17 protein-coding genes are annotated in these 14,970 nt (G+C 66.9%); 5 read left to right on the top strand and 12 right to left on the bottom strand.

Annotated features, from left to right (window positions below; genetic code table 11):
• Positions 1-13: 13 nt before the first annotated feature.
• Positions 14-235: a hypothetical protein gene (locus tag BHE01S_RS27415; RefSeq protein WP_042269432.1), complete on the bottom strand. Its 222-nt coding sequence runs from the start codon at positions 233-235 to the stop codon at positions 14-16.
• A 258-nt stretch (positions 236-493) separates the two neighbouring features.
• Here BHE01S_RS27415 and BHE01S_RS27420 point away from each other — a divergent pair, with 258 nt between their 5' ends.
• Complete coding sequence (locus tag BHE01S_RS27420) at positions 494-1,156, top strand: phosphoribosyltransferase (RefSeq protein ID WP_042269576.1); 663 nt, start codon at positions 494-496, stop codon at positions 1,154-1,156.
• Between the two features lie 42 nt (positions 1,157-1,198).
• On the opposite strand, the gene BHE01S_RS27425 is transcribed toward BHE01S_RS27420, so the two are convergent.
• The gene (locus BHE01S_RS27425; protein WP_042269434.1) at positions 1,199-1,495 is read right to left on the bottom strand and encodes a YciI-like protein; all 297 of its coding nucleotides are present in this window, start codon (positions 1,493-1,495) and stop codon (positions 1,199-1,201) included.
• A 205-nt stretch (positions 1,496-1,700) separates the two neighbouring features.
• Between BHE01S_RS27425 and BHE01S_RS27430 the strand changes: the two genes are divergently transcribed.
• The 3 genes from BHE01S_RS27430 to BHE01S_RS27440 all read left to right on the top strand — a co-directional run bounded on the left by BHE01S_RS27430 (position 1,701) and on the right by BHE01S_RS27440 (position 3,513).
• Positions 1,701-2,021, top strand: coding sequence for a PsiF family protein (locus BHE01S_RS27430; protein WP_042269438.1), 321 nt, complete (start codon positions 1,701-1,703; stop codon positions 2,019-2,021).
• Positions 2,022-2,353: 332 nt separating this feature from the next.
• Entirely contained in the window at positions 2,354-2,797 is a 444-nt protein-coding gene (locus tag BHE01S_RS27435) for a hypothetical protein (protein WP_042269440.1), read from the top strand.
• A 128-nt stretch (positions 2,798-2,925) separates the two neighbouring features.
• The gene (locus BHE01S_RS27440; RefSeq protein ID WP_042269443.1) at positions 2,926-3,513 is read left to right on the top strand and encodes a BPSL1445 family SYLF domain-containing lipoprotein; all 588 of its coding nucleotides are present in this window, start codon (positions 2,926-2,928) and stop codon (positions 3,511-3,513) included.
• A gap of 23 nt (positions 3,514-3,536) precedes the next feature.
• Here the strand turns inward: BHE01S_RS27440 and BHE01S_RS27445 are convergent, their stop codons facing one another.
• From BHE01S_RS27445 to mltG, 10 genes are all read right to left on the bottom strand, one after another.
• Entirely contained in the window at positions 3,537-4,604 is a 1,068-nt protein-coding gene (locus BHE01S_RS27445) for a glycosyltransferase family 4 protein (RefSeq protein ID WP_042269445.1), read from the bottom strand.
• Positions 4,605-4,794: 190 nt separating this feature from the next.
• Complete coding sequence (locus BHE01S_RS27450; protein ID WP_042269447.1) at positions 4,795-5,961, bottom strand: AAA family ATPase; 1,167 nt, start codon at positions 5,959-5,961, stop codon at positions 4,795-4,797.
• A gap of 104 nt (positions 5,962-6,065) precedes the next feature.
• The gene (gene otsA / locus BHE01S_RS27455) at positions 6,066-7,472 is read right to left on the bottom strand and encodes an alpha,alpha-trehalose-phosphate synthase (UDP-forming) (protein ID WP_042269449.1); all 1,407 of its coding nucleotides are present in this window, start codon (positions 7,470-7,472) and stop codon (positions 6,066-6,068) included.
• Between the two features lie 42 nt (positions 7,473-7,514).
• Entirely contained in the window at positions 7,515-8,771 is a 1,257-nt protein-coding gene (locus tag BHE01S_RS27460; protein WP_042269578.1) for a mechanosensitive ion channel family protein, read from the bottom strand.
• A 205-nt stretch (positions 8,772-8,976) separates the two neighbouring features.
• A complete protein-coding gene (locus tag BHE01S_RS27465) occupies positions 8,977-9,339 on the bottom strand; it encodes a Rap1a/Tai family immunity protein (RefSeq protein ID WP_042269450.1) in 363 nt (120 codons plus the stop codon).
• A 94-nt stretch (positions 9,340-9,433) separates the two neighbouring features.
• Entirely contained in the window at positions 9,434-10,159 is a 726-nt protein-coding gene (locus BHE01S_RS27470; protein WP_245639880.1) for an ankyrin repeat domain-containing protein, read from the bottom strand.
• A gap of 66 nt (positions 10,160-10,225) precedes the next feature.
• Positions 10,226-11,011, bottom strand: a complete 786-nt coding sequence (locus BHE01S_RS27475) for a TatD family hydrolase (protein WP_042269454.1) — start codon at positions 11,009-11,011, stop codon at positions 10,226-10,228.
• A gap of 41 nt (positions 11,012-11,052) precedes the next feature.
• Positions 11,053-12,096, bottom strand: coding sequence for a DNA polymerase III subunit delta' (locus BHE01S_RS27480; RefSeq protein WP_042269457.1), 1,044 nt, complete (start codon positions 12,094-12,096; stop codon positions 11,053-11,055).
• 87 nt (positions 12,097-12,183) lie between these two features.
• Positions 12,184-12,804 (bottom strand): dTMP kinase, encoded by a 621-nt coding sequence (gene tmk / locus BHE01S_RS27485; RefSeq protein ID WP_042269459.1) that lies wholly within the window; start codon positions 12,802-12,804, stop codon positions 12,184-12,186.
• Entirely contained in the window at positions 12,805-13,815 is a 1,011-nt protein-coding gene (mltG, locus tag BHE01S_RS27490; protein ID WP_042269462.1) for an endolytic transglycosylase MltG, read from the bottom strand. It abuts the gene before it with no gap.
• Between the two features lie 77 nt (positions 13,816-13,892).
• On the opposite strand from mltG, the gene ygfZ reads away from it, so the two are divergent.
• The gene (ygfZ, locus tag BHE01S_RS27495) at positions 13,893-14,912 is read left to right on the top strand and encodes a CAF17-like 4Fe-4S cluster assembly/insertion protein YgfZ (RefSeq protein WP_042269464.1); all 1,020 of its coding nucleotides are present in this window, start codon (positions 13,893-13,895) and stop codon (positions 14,910-14,912) included.
• Positions 14,913-14,970: the final 58 nt, after the last annotated feature.

The raw sequence follows: 14,970 nt of genomic DNA on the forward strand, positions 1-14,970 counted from the left end.
GGCGGGAGGGCCGTCAGGACACCACGATAGCGCTGCCAACGGCATGGAGCAGATCGCGCAGCGTTTCGGCCTGCTCCATGCGCGCGCCGTGGCGCAGGTGAATGCGCAGCGCCTGGCCCGCGATGCCGTCGACCGGGCGCGCGAGCCACAGCTCGACGGCGAGCCCGAGGCCGTCGGGCGCATCGGGCTCGACAGGTTCGACGACGCGCGGCTTGAAGGAGGCGGATTCGGACATGGCGAGACCTTGTCGGTGGCGGCATCGACTTCATCGTAGCGAGGCGGCGCGCCCGCGCCAAACGAGAAATCCGCGTATGCAAATGAGCGCGGCCCCGCATTGGATCGCGCGGGCAGCCGCACGCATGCCGCGCTCGCGCCGCGCGCCGCGTCGTGGGACCTGCGGGTGTGGCTCTTTTACCAGCAGCGTGCGGTCGCGAGTGGCAAACTGAACGCATCGTTGCGCGGCCGTCCTGCAACGAGATGGGAGGACCTCTTCATGGAACGCCCCTTTACCGATCGCCGCGAAGCGGGCCGTTTACTCGCCGGCCCGCTCTCGGCCTACGCGGGCAGACGCGACGTCATCGTGCTCGCGCTCCCGCGCGGCGGCGTGCCGATCGGCTATGAAGTCGCCAGGGCGCTGCGGGCGCCGCTCGATGTCCTGCCCGTGTGCAAGCTCGGCCTGCCCTGGCAGCCGGAACTCGCCATGGGTGCACTGTCCTCGAACGGCGCGCAGTACGTGGACAGCGCGCTCGTGCGCAGCGCCGGCGTGAGCGAAGCCCAGTTGCAGAGCGCCATGGCGCTCGCGCGCATCGAGCTTGGCCGGCGCGAGGCGCGCTATCGCGGCGAGCGTGCCCCGCTTGCGGTGGCGGGCCGCGTGGCGGTCGTCGTCGACGACGGCATGGCTACGGGCGCGTCGCTCAAGGCGGCAGCGCTCGCGCTCGCCACGCTCGGCCCCGCGCGCATCGTCGCAGCGCTGCCGGTCGCGCCCGCGGGCTCGCAGGACCGGCTCGGCAGGACCGTAGACGAATTCGTCTGTGCGCGCACGCCCGCCGCGTTCTACAGCGTCGGCCAGTTCTATCTCGACTTCGATCAGGTCAGCGACAACACCGTACGCGAACTGTTGGCTCAAGCGGCGGCGAACGGCGCGGCGCAGATCTAGACTGCGCCGCGCTGCCGCCGTCAAGGCCGCCGCCCTCGCGCCTTATCGCACCGGATTCGACGCCGCTTCGCCCACCACCGTTTGCCAGGGCCGCACGCGCCAATGCTTCACGAGCCCCGAGAGCACATACGGGTCGGCGCGCGCGAACGCTTCGGCCGCGGCGGGGCTGTCGCCCTGGAAAAGCAGCAGCGCGTGATCGACGGGATCGGCGATCGCACCTGCCAGCAGCAACTCGCCGCGCTCGACGGCGGCCCACGCAAGCTTCAGATGCGCGCTGCGATGTTCGGGGCGGCGTTCGAGGTAGTCGTCTGCGAGTTCGTACATCAGGAGGTAATGCATGCCTGTGCTCCGTGTTGTTGCGGCCGCGTCGGGCGGGGCCAGCGGCCGATAGCGAACATTGTGCCGTAGCGCGCGCGTCAACCGAACACATTGCTGCGTCGTTTTAATGGCGGCTTTGCCATAATGACGGCGCGCGCAAGGCGCATCGGCCATTCACGGCTGGCCGCACGTCAACTGAGAACGTCCAAAGTCAAGGGAGTGAACGATGAAGATGCAATCCGTCATGGCTGCAATCGTGTTGAGTGGCGTGCTGGCCGCGCCGGCCTTCGCACAGACCGCGGCGCCTGCTTCCGCACCGGCGGCGAACAGCCAGCAGAACAAGATGAAGGCATGCAACGCCCAGGCCGGCGACAAGAAAGGCGACGACCGCAAGGCATTCATGAAGCAGTGCCTTTCGGCTGCCGGCGCCCCCGCTCCGGCAATGACCCAGCAGGAGCGCATGAAGGCGTGCAACGCCCAGGCCGGCGACAAGAAGGGCGACGACCGCAAGGCATTCATGAAGACCTGCCTCTCGACGAAGAGCTGAGCGAAGCGGGTGCGGGCATCCTCCCGCACCCTATGTGCCGCCTTCTGCAGCCGCAGGATCCGCGCGCCGAAGCGTTTTGCTGCGGCGCGTTTTTTTATGTGCCGGTTTTGTGCGTTGCAGCGATTCCTCGGTCTCCGCGCGCCTGTGTCTTCGGTTGTGCGAATCATCGTCGACGTAGGCGAAATCGTGGGGTTTTGCGTCATTCCCTGCCTTCGGACGCGCCGTTTTTCTCCTATGATGGCTGCAGCGGCGGCCCCTCTCCGCGACATCACACATTAGCCATCGGGCTGCCGCGTTGACGTTGATGCCAATGGCATCGAACGGAGGCGCAGATGGCATGGAGACACAAGAACCGCTGGTTTCGCCGCTGGCTCATGGTGATCACCTTCTGGCTCGTGCCGGTGATGATCGTCGTGGTGCGCGAGGTTCAGGACGAGATGGCGTATAACCGCGCGGATTTGCGGCGCGCGCTGACCACCTGGACCTTCACCGACGCCGAGCGCGACGCCGGCGCCCCGCTGCGCTGCCACGGCACGCCCGCAACCGCGCGTGCAGCCGGCTGCCCCGCCACGGTGCTCGCGGCGAACGCGCAGCGCCAGCAGGAAGCGCGCGACGAATACGCCGTTCGGCGCACGACACTGGCGGGCTACCTGTGGCACGCGTTCGTCGGTTACTGGGTCGTGCCCGCTGCGGTGCTGCTCGCGATCGGCGTGCTGATCGGAGGTGTGAAGCGCGCTCTGCGGCGGCCCGCGGTCAAGCCCGTGCCGGAGCGCTAGCGCGTTTCACGCATGCCTCGCCGCGCAGCATGTGTGCTGCGCAGCCTCAAAGTGTGGGTCGGCACGTTCGGGTATAACGACTGGACGCCGTGACATCGCGGCGCCCGGAAACCAGAACGGAGAACAAGATGACCGCATCTCGCATGCTTTTGAAGGCTTCTGCCGCAATCGCCGTCGGCGTCGCGGCGCTCTCGGGCTGCACGACCACCGGCAGCGAGGCACCCAACGCCGCGACCAACGCGTCGCGCGCCCAGTCGATCAACGCCGACGTCGACGCCACCCTGTCGCGCCTCTATCAAACCGTGCCGGGCTCGCGCGAGCTGGTCGGCAAGGCCCGCGGCATTCTCGTGTTTCCGCGCGTGATCCAGGCGGGCATCGGCGTCGGCGGCGAACACGGCGACGGCGCGCTGCGCGTGGGCGGCAGCACGGTTGGCTTCTACAGTACGTCGTCGGCTTCAGTCGGCGCAACCTTGGGCGTGCAGTCGAAGGCCGTTATTTATCTCTTCATGACCGAAGACGCGCTTGCGAAATTCCGCAATTCGAGCGGCTGGTCGGCAGGCGGCGACGCATCGGTCGCGCTCGTCAAGGTCGGCGCGAACGGCTCGATCGACACCACCACGGCCACCAAGCCCGTGCAGGTCTTCGTGCTCACCAACAGCGGGCTGATCGGCGACCTCTCGCTCGGCGGCACGAAGATCACGAAACTCGACTTCTAGGCGCACCGCGAACGTCCGCGTGCTCAACTCGCGGACGTATCGATCACCTTGAAGCGCGAGCGCTTGTTCGCGCGAATCACTGCCTCATACGCCTGCACGTACTCCTGCGCCATGCGGTGCGAGGTGAACCGCTCTTCGAAGCGGCGCCGCACGCCGGCGCGCGGCACGCGCGCGACACGGTTCACCGCTGCCACGGCGCCGATCTCGTCCTCGACGATAAAGCCCGTCACGCCCTCTTCCACCACTTCCGGCACCGCGCCGCGATTGAACGCGACCACGGGTGTGCCGCACGCCATCGCCTCGATCATCACGAGGCCGAACGGCTCGGGCCAGTCGATCGGGAACAGCAGCGCATGCGCGCCGGAGAGGAATTCGGCCTTCTGGCTGTCGTTGATCTCGCCCACATACTCGACGTGCGGCAGCGCGAGCAACGGCTTGATATCGCGCTCGAAATACTCGCGGTCGGCTTCGTCGACCTTCGCGGCGATACGGATCGGCAGCCCGCAGCGCCCGGCAATGCGTATCGCCGTATCGACGCGCTTTTCAGGCGAAATACGGCCGAGAAACGCAAGATAGCGCTGCTCCACGGGCTGCGGCATGTAAAGCGTCTCGGGCAGGCCGTGGTAGACCGTGCGCAGCCAGCGCGCCTGCGGCATCGGCTGGCGCTGTGCGTTCGAGATCGAGATGACGGGCGCGGTGTTGAACGTATCGAATACCGGCTGCTGCTCCGGCAGGTCGAGACGGCCGTGCAGCGTCGTCACGAACGGCGTTTCCTGGCGCTTGAACACCGAAAACGAGTAGTAGTCCATATGGAAATGCAGCACGTCGAACTGGTCGGCCTGGCGGCGCACCATTTCCATGAGGAGCATGTGCGGTGCGATGCGGTCGCGGATGCCCGGGTCGAGCCGCAGCGCGCGTGGCCACACGGGCTCGAGCTTCGCGCTCGTGAGCGAATCGCCGCTCGCGAACAGCGTGACGTCGTGCCCGAGTTCGACCAGCGCTTCGGTGATATACGACACCGCGCGCTCGGTGCCGCCATAGAGCTTCGGAGGGACCGATTCGGTCAGCGGGGCGATCTGCGCAATTCTCATCGAGTGTCTCCATGAAAACGGGGCCGCGTTGCCCGTTCTTGCGGTGCCGGTGATTCCAAGCCAGGACCGGTCGCTTATCGGCGACGCAGCAAATATCCCATTATTCGGCAAGTCGGGCGCGCGCGCCGCCGGTCTTTCAATTTCTATACGGTGTTACATGCCGAAACAACCCTGCGTTTGCCCTGACGGCCTACCTGGCGGGCCATTTCCAGGCCGGCGCGTCGAGCGCGTCCGGATCGGCGAACCCGGTTGCGCCGAGGCGCCGTTCGAGCACGACCGACTGGCTGCCGGCCTCGCGCTCCAGCGCCGCCACGAGCCGCGCCGCATGCGAGACGACGATGACCTGCGAGTGCCGCGACGCCCGCGCAATGAGCCGCGCGAGCGACGGCAGCAGGTCCGGATGCAGGCTCGTCTCGGGCTCGTCGAGCACCAGCAGGCCCGGCGGCCGCGGGCTCAGCAGCGCCGCCGCGAGCAACAGGTAGCGCAAGGTTCCATCCGACAATTCCGCGCCGCGCAGCGGTCGCAATAGCCCCTCCTGGCGCAGCGCCACCTCGAAGCGTCCTTCGTGATTCACGATTTCGACTCGCGCGCCAGCGAAGGCGTCGCCGATGGCGGTATCGAGCGCCTCGCCGTCGCCGATCTCGCGGATCGTCTGCAGGGCGGCGGCAAGGTTGGCGCCGTCGTCGGCGAGCACCGGCGAATGGGTACCGATCTGCACCTGGCGCGCGCTCGCGTGCTCGTCGGTGCGGAAGTGGTCGTAGAAGCGCCACGAGCGAATCTGCTCGCGCACGGCGATCATTTCGGGTGCGCCGCGCGGGTCGGCGTACTCGGTCATCATGCTGTCGAAGCTCGCCACAGGCTGCGCGAGCGTTGTCCACTCGCCCGAGGCGTCGCGGATGCGGATCGTCGGCCCCTGGCGGTCCACGAGCAACGCCGAGGGCCGCAGGATCGGTCCGCTCCAGATGCATTCGCGTTTGATCACCGGGTCGAGCGAAAACTGCGAAGTGGACGAAGGCAGCGGCAATCCCAGGTCGATCGCGTAGCCGAAGGCGTCGCCCGCGAAGCCCAGTCGCAGGCTCACCGCATCCTTGCGCACCGTGCCCTGCACCGCGTATTCCCCTGCGGCGACCGCGCGCGAGAAGCGCTCGGGGCCCGCCCACAACGTGGATTGCAGGCCGCCCTCGCGCGCCAGCGACGGAATCACGCCGCCGCGCGCCGTGAGCGCGAGCAGGCGCAGCGCGCGATAGAGATTCGACTTGCCGCTGCCGTTCGGGCCGGTCACGACGTTGAGCGCACCGAGCGGCACGATGAGTTCGCGCAGCGAGCGGTAGTTGGCAATGGCGAGCGTGGTCAGCATGGAGGTGAGCGGGGGTTGCGTCCCAGTTGCGTGGCGGGTGTCTCGATCAGCCACGCATCATACGCAATCGTGCCGGCGCGCGAACCGCCTGTGCGCCGTATCCATCAGCCCGGCTGGGGCACCGCCGCGAGATCGCGCAGGAAGCTGTCTCGCCACACGCCGAGATCGTTGCGCCTGAGTGCCTCCATGTTGGTCCGGTAGCGCGCCTGACGCTCTTCGAGCGGCATCGACAGCGCGCGCTCCAGCGCCTCCGACATGCCGGTCGCATCGTGAGGATTCACGAGCAATGCGCCCGTGAGCTCGGCCGCCGCGCCCGCGAAAATCGACAGCACGAGCACGCCCGGATCGTCGGGATTCTGCGCGGCCACGTATTCCTTGGCAACGAGGTTCATGCCGTCGTGCAGCGGCGTCACATAGCCTATCTGCGATTCGCGAAAGAGCGACATCAGTTTCCAGCGGTCGTACTGCTGGCTCAGATAGCGGATCGGCGTGTAATCGAGGCCCGAGTAGCGGCCGTTGATGCGCCCGGCCTCCCGCTCCAGCTCCTCGCGTATCACCTTGTAGCTCGCGACATCCGAGCGGGTCGGCGGCGCGATCTGCACGAGCGTGACCTTGCCGCGCCATTCGGGCGACGTTTCCAGCAACTGCTCGAACGCATGGAAACGCTCGACGAGACCCTTCGAGTAATCGAGCCGGTCCACGCTCATGATGAGCTTGCGCCCTTCCAGACTCTGCTTGAGGTCGAGCACGTGCTGGCGGCTTTCGTAACGCGCGGCCTGCTCGGCAATCTCGTCCGGAAACACGCCGATGCGGTAGACCCCCGTGCGCAGCTTGCGGCCATACGCCTCGACCTCGCCGTGCTCGGGATTGTCGGCGCGCTCGCGGACCTTGCCGCGCGCCTCGCGCGCGATGTAGTCGTGGAACGCCTGCTGGTCGTTCTGCGTCTGGAAGCCTAGAAGGTCGTAACAGCACAGCGATCTGACGAGTTCGTCGTGCGGCGGAATGGTCTGCAGCACCTGCGGCGAAGGAAAAGGAATATGCAGGAAGAAGCCGATCCGGTTGCGCACGCCTTCCGAGCGCAGCGCTTCGGCGAACGGAATCAGGTGATAGTCGTGAACCCAGATGTTGTCGTCCGGGTGAATCAGCTTCATGAGCTTGTGCGCGAGCCACGCGTTCACGCGGCGATAGCCCGCGTATTCGTCGCGCTCGTAGCGCGCGAGGTCGTTGCGGTAATGGAAGACCGGCCAGAGCGTGGCGTTCGAGAATCCGCGGTAGTACTGATCGTAGTCCTTGCGCGTGAGGCCGACGGTCGCAAAGGTGACGTGGCCTTCTTCGACGAGCGTCGGCCCCGCGTTCGCCACCGTCTCGCTCACCACGTCGCCGCTCCAGCCGAACCACACGCCGCCCGCGTCCTTCAGCGCGCCGAATACGCCGACCGCGAGCCCGCCTGCCGAGCCCTTCGTCTCCGTCGGCGTCGCCACGCGGTTCGAGACGACTATCAGTCTGCCCATCTTGCTGTTCCTCCTCCTTTCCTTCTCGACCGCTATCGGCGGTTATCCACCATTATCGCGGCGGCTTTCCGTTGCGGGCTCGCGCGCCGGACCGTGCGTCTCCAGCTCCTCGCCGTCCCCCGGCACGCGCGTGCCCGTCACGGGATCCGCCTCAGTATGTGCCGCCGTGCTCGCCGCCGCCTGCGGCGCCGGGCGACGCACGAAGGACGGCAATTCCCCGGTGCTGCTTTCGAGCTCCGCCGACACCTCGGCGCGCGCGCGGGGCAGGAACTGCGCATAGTGCTCGTTGACGAAGTCGAGCAGCCCTTCGCGCACGCGGCAGCGCAAATCGAAATTCAGGCCGGAGTCGCGCGAACTCACCAGCACGCGCACCTGCATGGCGCGCTCGTTGGCGTCGGTGACCTGTAAAACCTGCACACGGCGGTCCCATTCGGGCGCACCGTCGACGATACGCGCGAGCGCCTCGCGCAGCGGCGCGAGCGGCATGCGGTAGTCGAGCCACAGAAACACCGTGCCGATGATCTGCGAGCTGCTGCGCGTCCAGTTCGCGAACGGATTCTCGATGAACCATTGCAGCGGCACGATGAGCCGCCGCTGGTCCCAGATCCGCACCGAAACATAGGTGCCGGTAATTTCCTCGATGCGCCCCCACTCGCCCTCGATCACGACCACATCGTCGAGCCGGATCGGCTGCGAGAGCGCGATCTGCAAGCCGGCGATCAGATTCGCTAGCACGGGGCGTGCCGCGATACCGGCAACGAGACCGGCAACACCGGCCGAAGCGAGCAGACTCGCGCCGATCTGCCTCACGTTCGGGAAGGTCATGAGCGCGGCGCCCACGCCCACGATGATGATGAGGACCATCACCGTGCGCGCCAGCACGCGGGCCTGGGTGTGGATGCGGCGGGCCTGGAGGTTGTCGGCGATATCGAGCGGATGGGCGGCGATGATGGCCTCGCCGATCGCCGCCGCACAGCGCACCGAAAGCCAGGTGATCGCGGCGATCAGCGCGAACGCGCACAACTCGCGCAGGCCGCCGATGTGCCGGAGCGTGTCGGGCGCCTGCCACCAGACGAATTCGAGCGCGAGGATCGCGAGCACGGCGAGCGCCGGCTTGCGGATATGGCGCAAGAACACGCTGACCCGCGGGTACGGGCGTGCGATGCGCAGCAGGATGCGGCCGCCGGCCCAGTGCAGGCCGACGGCGAAAACGAGCGCGAGCGCGCTCACGAGCAACGTGCCGAGCCAGTCCTGCAGCGGCGCGTCGGTGAAACGGGAGAGGTCGTCGAGTGTCGGCATCTGCGGCCAGTTCCTCCTGAGCATCCCGAGCACCAGGGCGACTCCTGGAAACGGCACGGGCGCCAAGCCCGCGGACGGCCGCGGCGACGACTCGACTGGCCTCGCAGCAGCCTCGATGGTGAACGGCGCGGCGGTGGTCGGTGCCGCGCCGTGTTCCGGCTATGTCTATCTACGCGCTATGGGTTACGACCTGAACCGGCCGGCTTCAGTTGCCGTTGCCAGTCTTGCAGGGAAACGCCTTGCCGAGCCCGAGCGAGATGGCGGTACTGGCGTTGTAGCCGGCCACGTTGGGGTTGTCGGCGATGTACTTGCGCACCGCGTCGGTGAGCTGCGCCGAGCGCGCATCGGGCGGCAGGCAGAAGTATTGACCCACGCGCGGCCCGGTAGTGCCGCCGATGGCGTCGATGGTATTGAAGATGCCGTCCGCGGCACCTTCGATATAGGCAGCGCACGCGCTGCGCGAAGCCACGTCGGTCTTCGTGCAGAGCCGGTTGAGGTCGCTTGCCGTGAATGCGAAAGCGGAGAGCGGCAGCGCCATCGCGCCCGCACAGATCAGAACCCGCAGCATGGTTCTCCTTGAGTTGTCGTGGGGAGCGGCGCTTCGAGCCCATCGGGCGCCGCCGGGCGGCTGCGCTGGTCAAGTGCGGCCGTCTTCATCCCCATTATTTTGCACTGTTTTGCGGCGCTGCCGGGCTCGCCGTGGAGAGGCCAGCCTGCGTCATGCGCGCCGTGAGGTCCTTGATCGCGTCCGGCGCCTTGTACTGGCGCGCGAAATCGAGCGCCGTCATGCCGATCTGGTTCTTCGCACCAAGCGTCGCGCCGTGCTCGAGCAGCATCTGGAGCGTCGTGAGATGGTCGCCGCGCGCGGCCATCATGAGCGGCGTCGTGCCGTTGGGCGACAGCGCGTTGACGTCGGCCGAATAGCCGATCAGGAGTTTCGCGACATCGTCGTTGCCGTTCGCGGCGGCGTAGTGCAGCGGGGTCCAGCCCTTCTTGTTGACCTCCGCGCCCTTGGTGATGAGGAGCTTCACGAAGTCGACGTCGCCGTTGAGCGAGGCGAGCATCAGCGCGTTTTCGCCTGCGCGGTCTTCGGCTGCGATGTTCGTCTTCGGGTTGTCGAGCAGCACCGCCCCGACCTTGTCGGACTTCTCGCGCGCTGCGATCACGAGGAGCGGCATGCCCTGGTCGTCAGTGGCGTTCGGATCCATGCCATCTGCGAGCGCCTTTTGCACGCCCTTGTCGTCGTCGAATTTGACGCTCTTGATGAGCGAGTCGATCGGAGCGGCGTGTGCCGTGGCGCCGAACAGTGTGGCGGCGACGCCGAGCACGAGCGCGGCGGCAGTGCGGCGAACAGGGTTGGCGGCGTGCGGGAGCGGTTTTGAGTTCATGTCAAGTCTTAACATTATCTGCTATCTCGTTGATATTTAACACATTGACAGCATGCGGTTCGCGATTCAGGCCTGCGGCTGGATCTTGAAGAGCCGGAAAAAGTTCTGCGTGGTGACAGCGCCAAGTTCGGCGTCCGGCAACCCGCGTTGCTGCGCAATGAATCTTCCGACATGGCTCACGTACGCAGGTTCATTGGGTTTGCCACGAAATGGCACCGGCGCGAGATAGGGCGAATCGGTTTCGATCAAAAGGCGCTCGATCGGCACGCGGCGCGCGACCTCCTGCACGTCCGTCGCGCTCTTGAACGTCACGATGCCCGAAAGCGAGATGTAAAAATTCTGCGCGAGCGCGCGCTCGGCAATCGCCCACGGCTCCGTGAAGCAATGCATCACGCCGCCCGGTTCCCCCGCGCGCTCTTCTTCCATGATGCGCAGGGTATCGTCCGAAGCGGCCCGCGTATGGACGATGAGCGGCTTGCCCGTGGCGTGCGCCGCGCGAATGTGCGTGCGAAAGCGCTCGCGCTGCCACTCCATGTCGGCGATCGTACGCTCGCCCAGACGATAGTAATCGAGCCCCGTTTCGCCGATCGCCACCACTTTCGGGTGCGCAGCCAGCTCGACGAGCTCGGCCACGCTCGGCTCGCGCATGTGCTCGTGGTCGGGATGCACGCCCACCGACGCGTAGACATTCTCGTAGCGGCTCGCGATGTCGAGCACCGAGGGCAGCGTCTCGAGGTCCACCGACACGCACAGTGCGTGCGTGACGGCGTTCGCGCGCATGTTCTCGAGCACTTGCGGGAGGCGGTCGCCGAGGCCCTCGAAATTGATGTGGCAATGTGAATCGACAAACATGGGTGGTCCTGCGACGAAAGTTTCGGGCCTGACTGTGGACGTCAGGCGAACAGTTCACGATAGCCGAGAAAGAGTTCCTCGAACACGAGGCGCGCATTCAGCGGGTGGTTTTCCACGGCGCGCTGCCGCGTAACCGTCTTCAGGTAGCGCGCGAGCGCCGCGGCGTCGAGCTTCGCGGCGCAGCGCGCGAGGCCGCCGGCGGCTTGCGGAAAGTAGCGCGGGCGTCCCGCGGTGCGTTCGGCGAGCAGATCGTAGACCCAGCGCTGCAGCCAGCCGAGCACGAGCGGCACCGGCAGCTTTTGCAGCGTCTCGCCGCAGGCAAAGGCGTCGCACGCCGGGCCCGCCGCGAGCTGGGCCAGGGTCCAGTCGCGCAGCGTGCGGTTTTCGTCGTGCGCGAGCGCGAGCGCGGCGAGCGGCGCGCCGCCGGCTTGCGCGAGCAGCGCCGGCGCGTCGTCCATGCCCTGCTGCGCAAGCCAGGCCGCGGCGGCTTCGGGCGCCGGCGTACCCATGGGCCACTGGCGGCAACGGCTGATGATGGTCGGCAACAGACGATCGACGCGCGCCGACACCACGAGGAACACCACGCCCGCGGGTGGCTCTTCAAGCGTCTTGAGCAGCGCGTTCGCGGCGGCGACGTTGAGCGCCTCGGCCGGATACAGCACGACCACGCGCAGGCCGCCGCGATGCGAGCCCACGCCCGTGAAGTCGAGCAGCGCCCGCACCTGCTCGATGCGGATTTCCTTGCTTGGCGCGCGACCCTTCTTGCCCTCTTCACCGTCGGCTTTGTCTGCCTTTTCGGCTTTGGCCTCATCGTCGCCGGCCTGGCCGATTTCGCCCGCCAAGGCCTCCGGCACGACGATGCGGTAATCGGGATGATTGCCCTGGACAAACCAGTTGCACGCCGCGCACGTGCCACACGGCTCGCCGTTGGCCTGCGGCGCTTCGCAGAGCAGCCCCTTTGCCAGATGCTGCGCGAACGCGAGCTTGCCGATGCCCGCCTGGCCATGCAGCAGGAGCGCATGCGGCCAGTGGCTGCGCAGTTGCTGCAGGCGTTGCCAGTCGTCGGTTTGCCAAGGATAGATCATCTTCGAAATCAACCGGTTAAGCGATCTTCGTGAGAATTGACATGAAGATCGCGCAGCCCCATCAGAACGCCAAATATCGCCTTGCAATCAAAGCGCTGCGATCACATGCCCGAGTTTTTGGCGAATCGCATCGATACCCTGGGACGAATCGACGACCGCGAAACGATACGGTGCCTCTTCCGCGCGGCGCAGGTATTCGGCGCGCGTGCGTTTAAAGAACGCGTCGGACTCACTTTCGAAGCGATCGGGCTCGCGCGCCGCGCCGCGCCGTTCGCTTGCCGTGTCCGGCGGCAGGTCGAACAGCACCGTCAGGTCCGGCTGGAAACCGCCCTGCACCCAGCGCTCCAGCGTTTCGAGCTTGTCGCGCGGCAGACCGCGGCCGCCACCCTGGTACGCGAAGGTGGCGTCGCTGAAACGGTCGGACAGCACCCAGTCGCCGCGCGCGAGCGCGGGCTCGATCACCTTGGCGAGGTGTTCGCGGCGCGCCGCGAACATCAGGAGCGCCTCGGTTTCGAGGTCCATCGGCTGATGCAGCACGAGTTCCCGGATCGACTCGCCGAGCGGCGTGCCGCCGGGCTCGCGCGTCATGACGACCGTACGGCCCGTCGGCGCGAGCTTTTGGGCGAGCTGATCGCAAAACCACGCGAGATGCGTGGTTTTGCCCGCGCCGTCGATGCCCTCGAACGTGATGAATCGGCCCCGCGCCATTTAGTTACCCCGGATGTATTTGTCGACGGCCTTGTTGTGGTCGACAAGAGTGTCAGAAAAAACGCTGCTGCCGTCGCCGCGCGCCACGAAGTAGAGCGCCGCCGTCGATGCCGGATTGAGCGCCGCCTGGATCGCCGCGGCGCCGGGCAGCGCAATGGGCGTTGGCGGCAACCCGAGGCGCAGATACGTATTGTAGAGAGTGTCCGACTGCAGATCGCGCTTGCGCAAATGGCCCGCGTAGTTCTCGCCCAGACCGTAGATCACGGCCGGATCGGTCTGCAGCGGCATGCCCACTTTCAGGCGGTTCGAGAACACGGCCGCCACGAGCGCACGGTCGGCGGCGCGGCCCGTCTCCTTTTCGACGAGCGAAGCGAGCGTCAGTGCCTCGTAAGGCGACTTGAGCGGCAAGCCGGGCGAACGCGCGGTCCACGCTTCGTCCAGGCGCGTTTGCATCAGGTGGTACGCGCGCCGGTATACGTCGAGATCGCTCGAGCCCTTGTCGAACAGATAGGTGTCGGGGAAAAATAACCCCTCGCCGCTGCCGTCAGGGGCGGGCGGCGCGCCGATCGCGGCAAGCAGTTCGGCATCGCTCATGTTTGCCGTGTCGTGGCGCAGCGCGGGGTTCGCGTCGAGTTCGGCGCGCATGTGCTTGAAGGTCCAGCCTTCGATGATGGTGGCGACGGACTCGTTCACGTCGCCGAGCGCCATCTTCTGCAGCACCTCATAGGGCGTGATACCCGCCTTGAACTCGTAGTTGCCCGATTTGAGCTGGCTCTGCAAGCCAAGCACGCGTGTCATGAACACGAACAGTTGCGTCTGCACGGGCACGCCGCCGCGCCGCAGCTGCAGCGTGACGCTGCGCACGGTGCTGTGCGGCTTGATGGTGACGTCGAGCTGTGGGGCGGCAAGTTCGAGCGGCGCGGTGGCCCAGCGCCATACGCCGCCCGCCGCGGCGGCGGCAATCACGACTAGCGCGGCGCCGGCAACAAGGCTTTTCTTCAGAAGGGACATGGAAACACGACTCAGGGGGACCTCATATAATAACTGCTTGCCTTCGCTAAAGTCAGGATTGACTGTTCCCCGAATCCATGAACTCATCGCTCGATCCCGCTTCCACGCTTTCCGTTCCTGAATCCACGTCCGACTTCGACGCCGTTCTGAAAGGCGGCGCTTATGCGATCCTGCCGCAGTTCGGCGTGATCGACGCCAACGGCGACGACGCCGCGGCCTTCCTGCACAGCCAGCTCACCAACGACGTCCAGCATCTCGACGTAGCCGGCGCGCGCCTCGCGGGCTACTGCTCGCCCAAGGGGCGTCTCCTCGCCTCGTTCCTCACCTGGAAGACCGGCGACACAATCCGTCTCCTGATTTCCAGGGACGTCCAGGCAGCGGTGCAAAAACGCCTGTCGATGTTCGTCCTGCGCGCCAAGGCCAAACTCACCGACGACAGCGACAAGCTGCTCGTGGTGGGGCTCGCCGGCGACGTGCGCGGCGCGCTCGCGAGCGTGTTCGACGCGTTGCCCGACGGCGTGCACGTGAAAGTGGACGACCCCGCGGGCACGCTGATCCGCGTGCCCGACGCGGCCGGCGTGCTGCGTTATCTGTGGGTCGGCCCGAAGGAAGCGGTGCAGGCGCGCCTCGCGAAGCTCGACGGTGCGCTCAAGCGCGTGTCGCCGGCGGTGTGGGACTGGCTCGACATTCGCGCGGGCGAGCCGCGCATCACGCAAGCCGTGAGCGAGCAGTTCGTGCCGCAGATGGTCAATTACGACGTGCTGGGCGGCGTGAACTTCCGCAAGGGCTGCTACCCTGGCCAGGAAATCGTCGCGCGCAGCCAGTATCGCGGCACGATCAAGCGCCGTACCGCACTCGCCCATGTGGCCGCGAGTCTGGACGCCGCGCATGCGGGCGTCGAACTCTTCCATTCGGACGACCCGAGCCAGCCGTGCGGCATGGTCGTGAACGCTGCCGCCGCGCCGGAGGGCGGTGTCGATCTGCTCGCCGAAATCAAGCTTGCCGCGCTCGAAACGGGCAGCGTGCATCTGGGCGCCGCGGACGGCCCCGCGCTGCGCGTGCTGCCGCTGCCGTACGCGTTGCCGGCCGAAGTTTGACGCCGCACGCTGTGTCCATCGCGAGCGAGGCGCCCTGCGACTCACGTTGTGTGGGCGC

Origin of the sequence: Paraburkholderia heleia NBRC 101817 (assembly GCF_000739775.1) — a bacterium.
Lineage (GTDB): Bacteria > Pseudomonadota > Gammaproteobacteria > Burkholderiales > Burkholderiaceae > Paraburkholderia > Paraburkholderia heleia.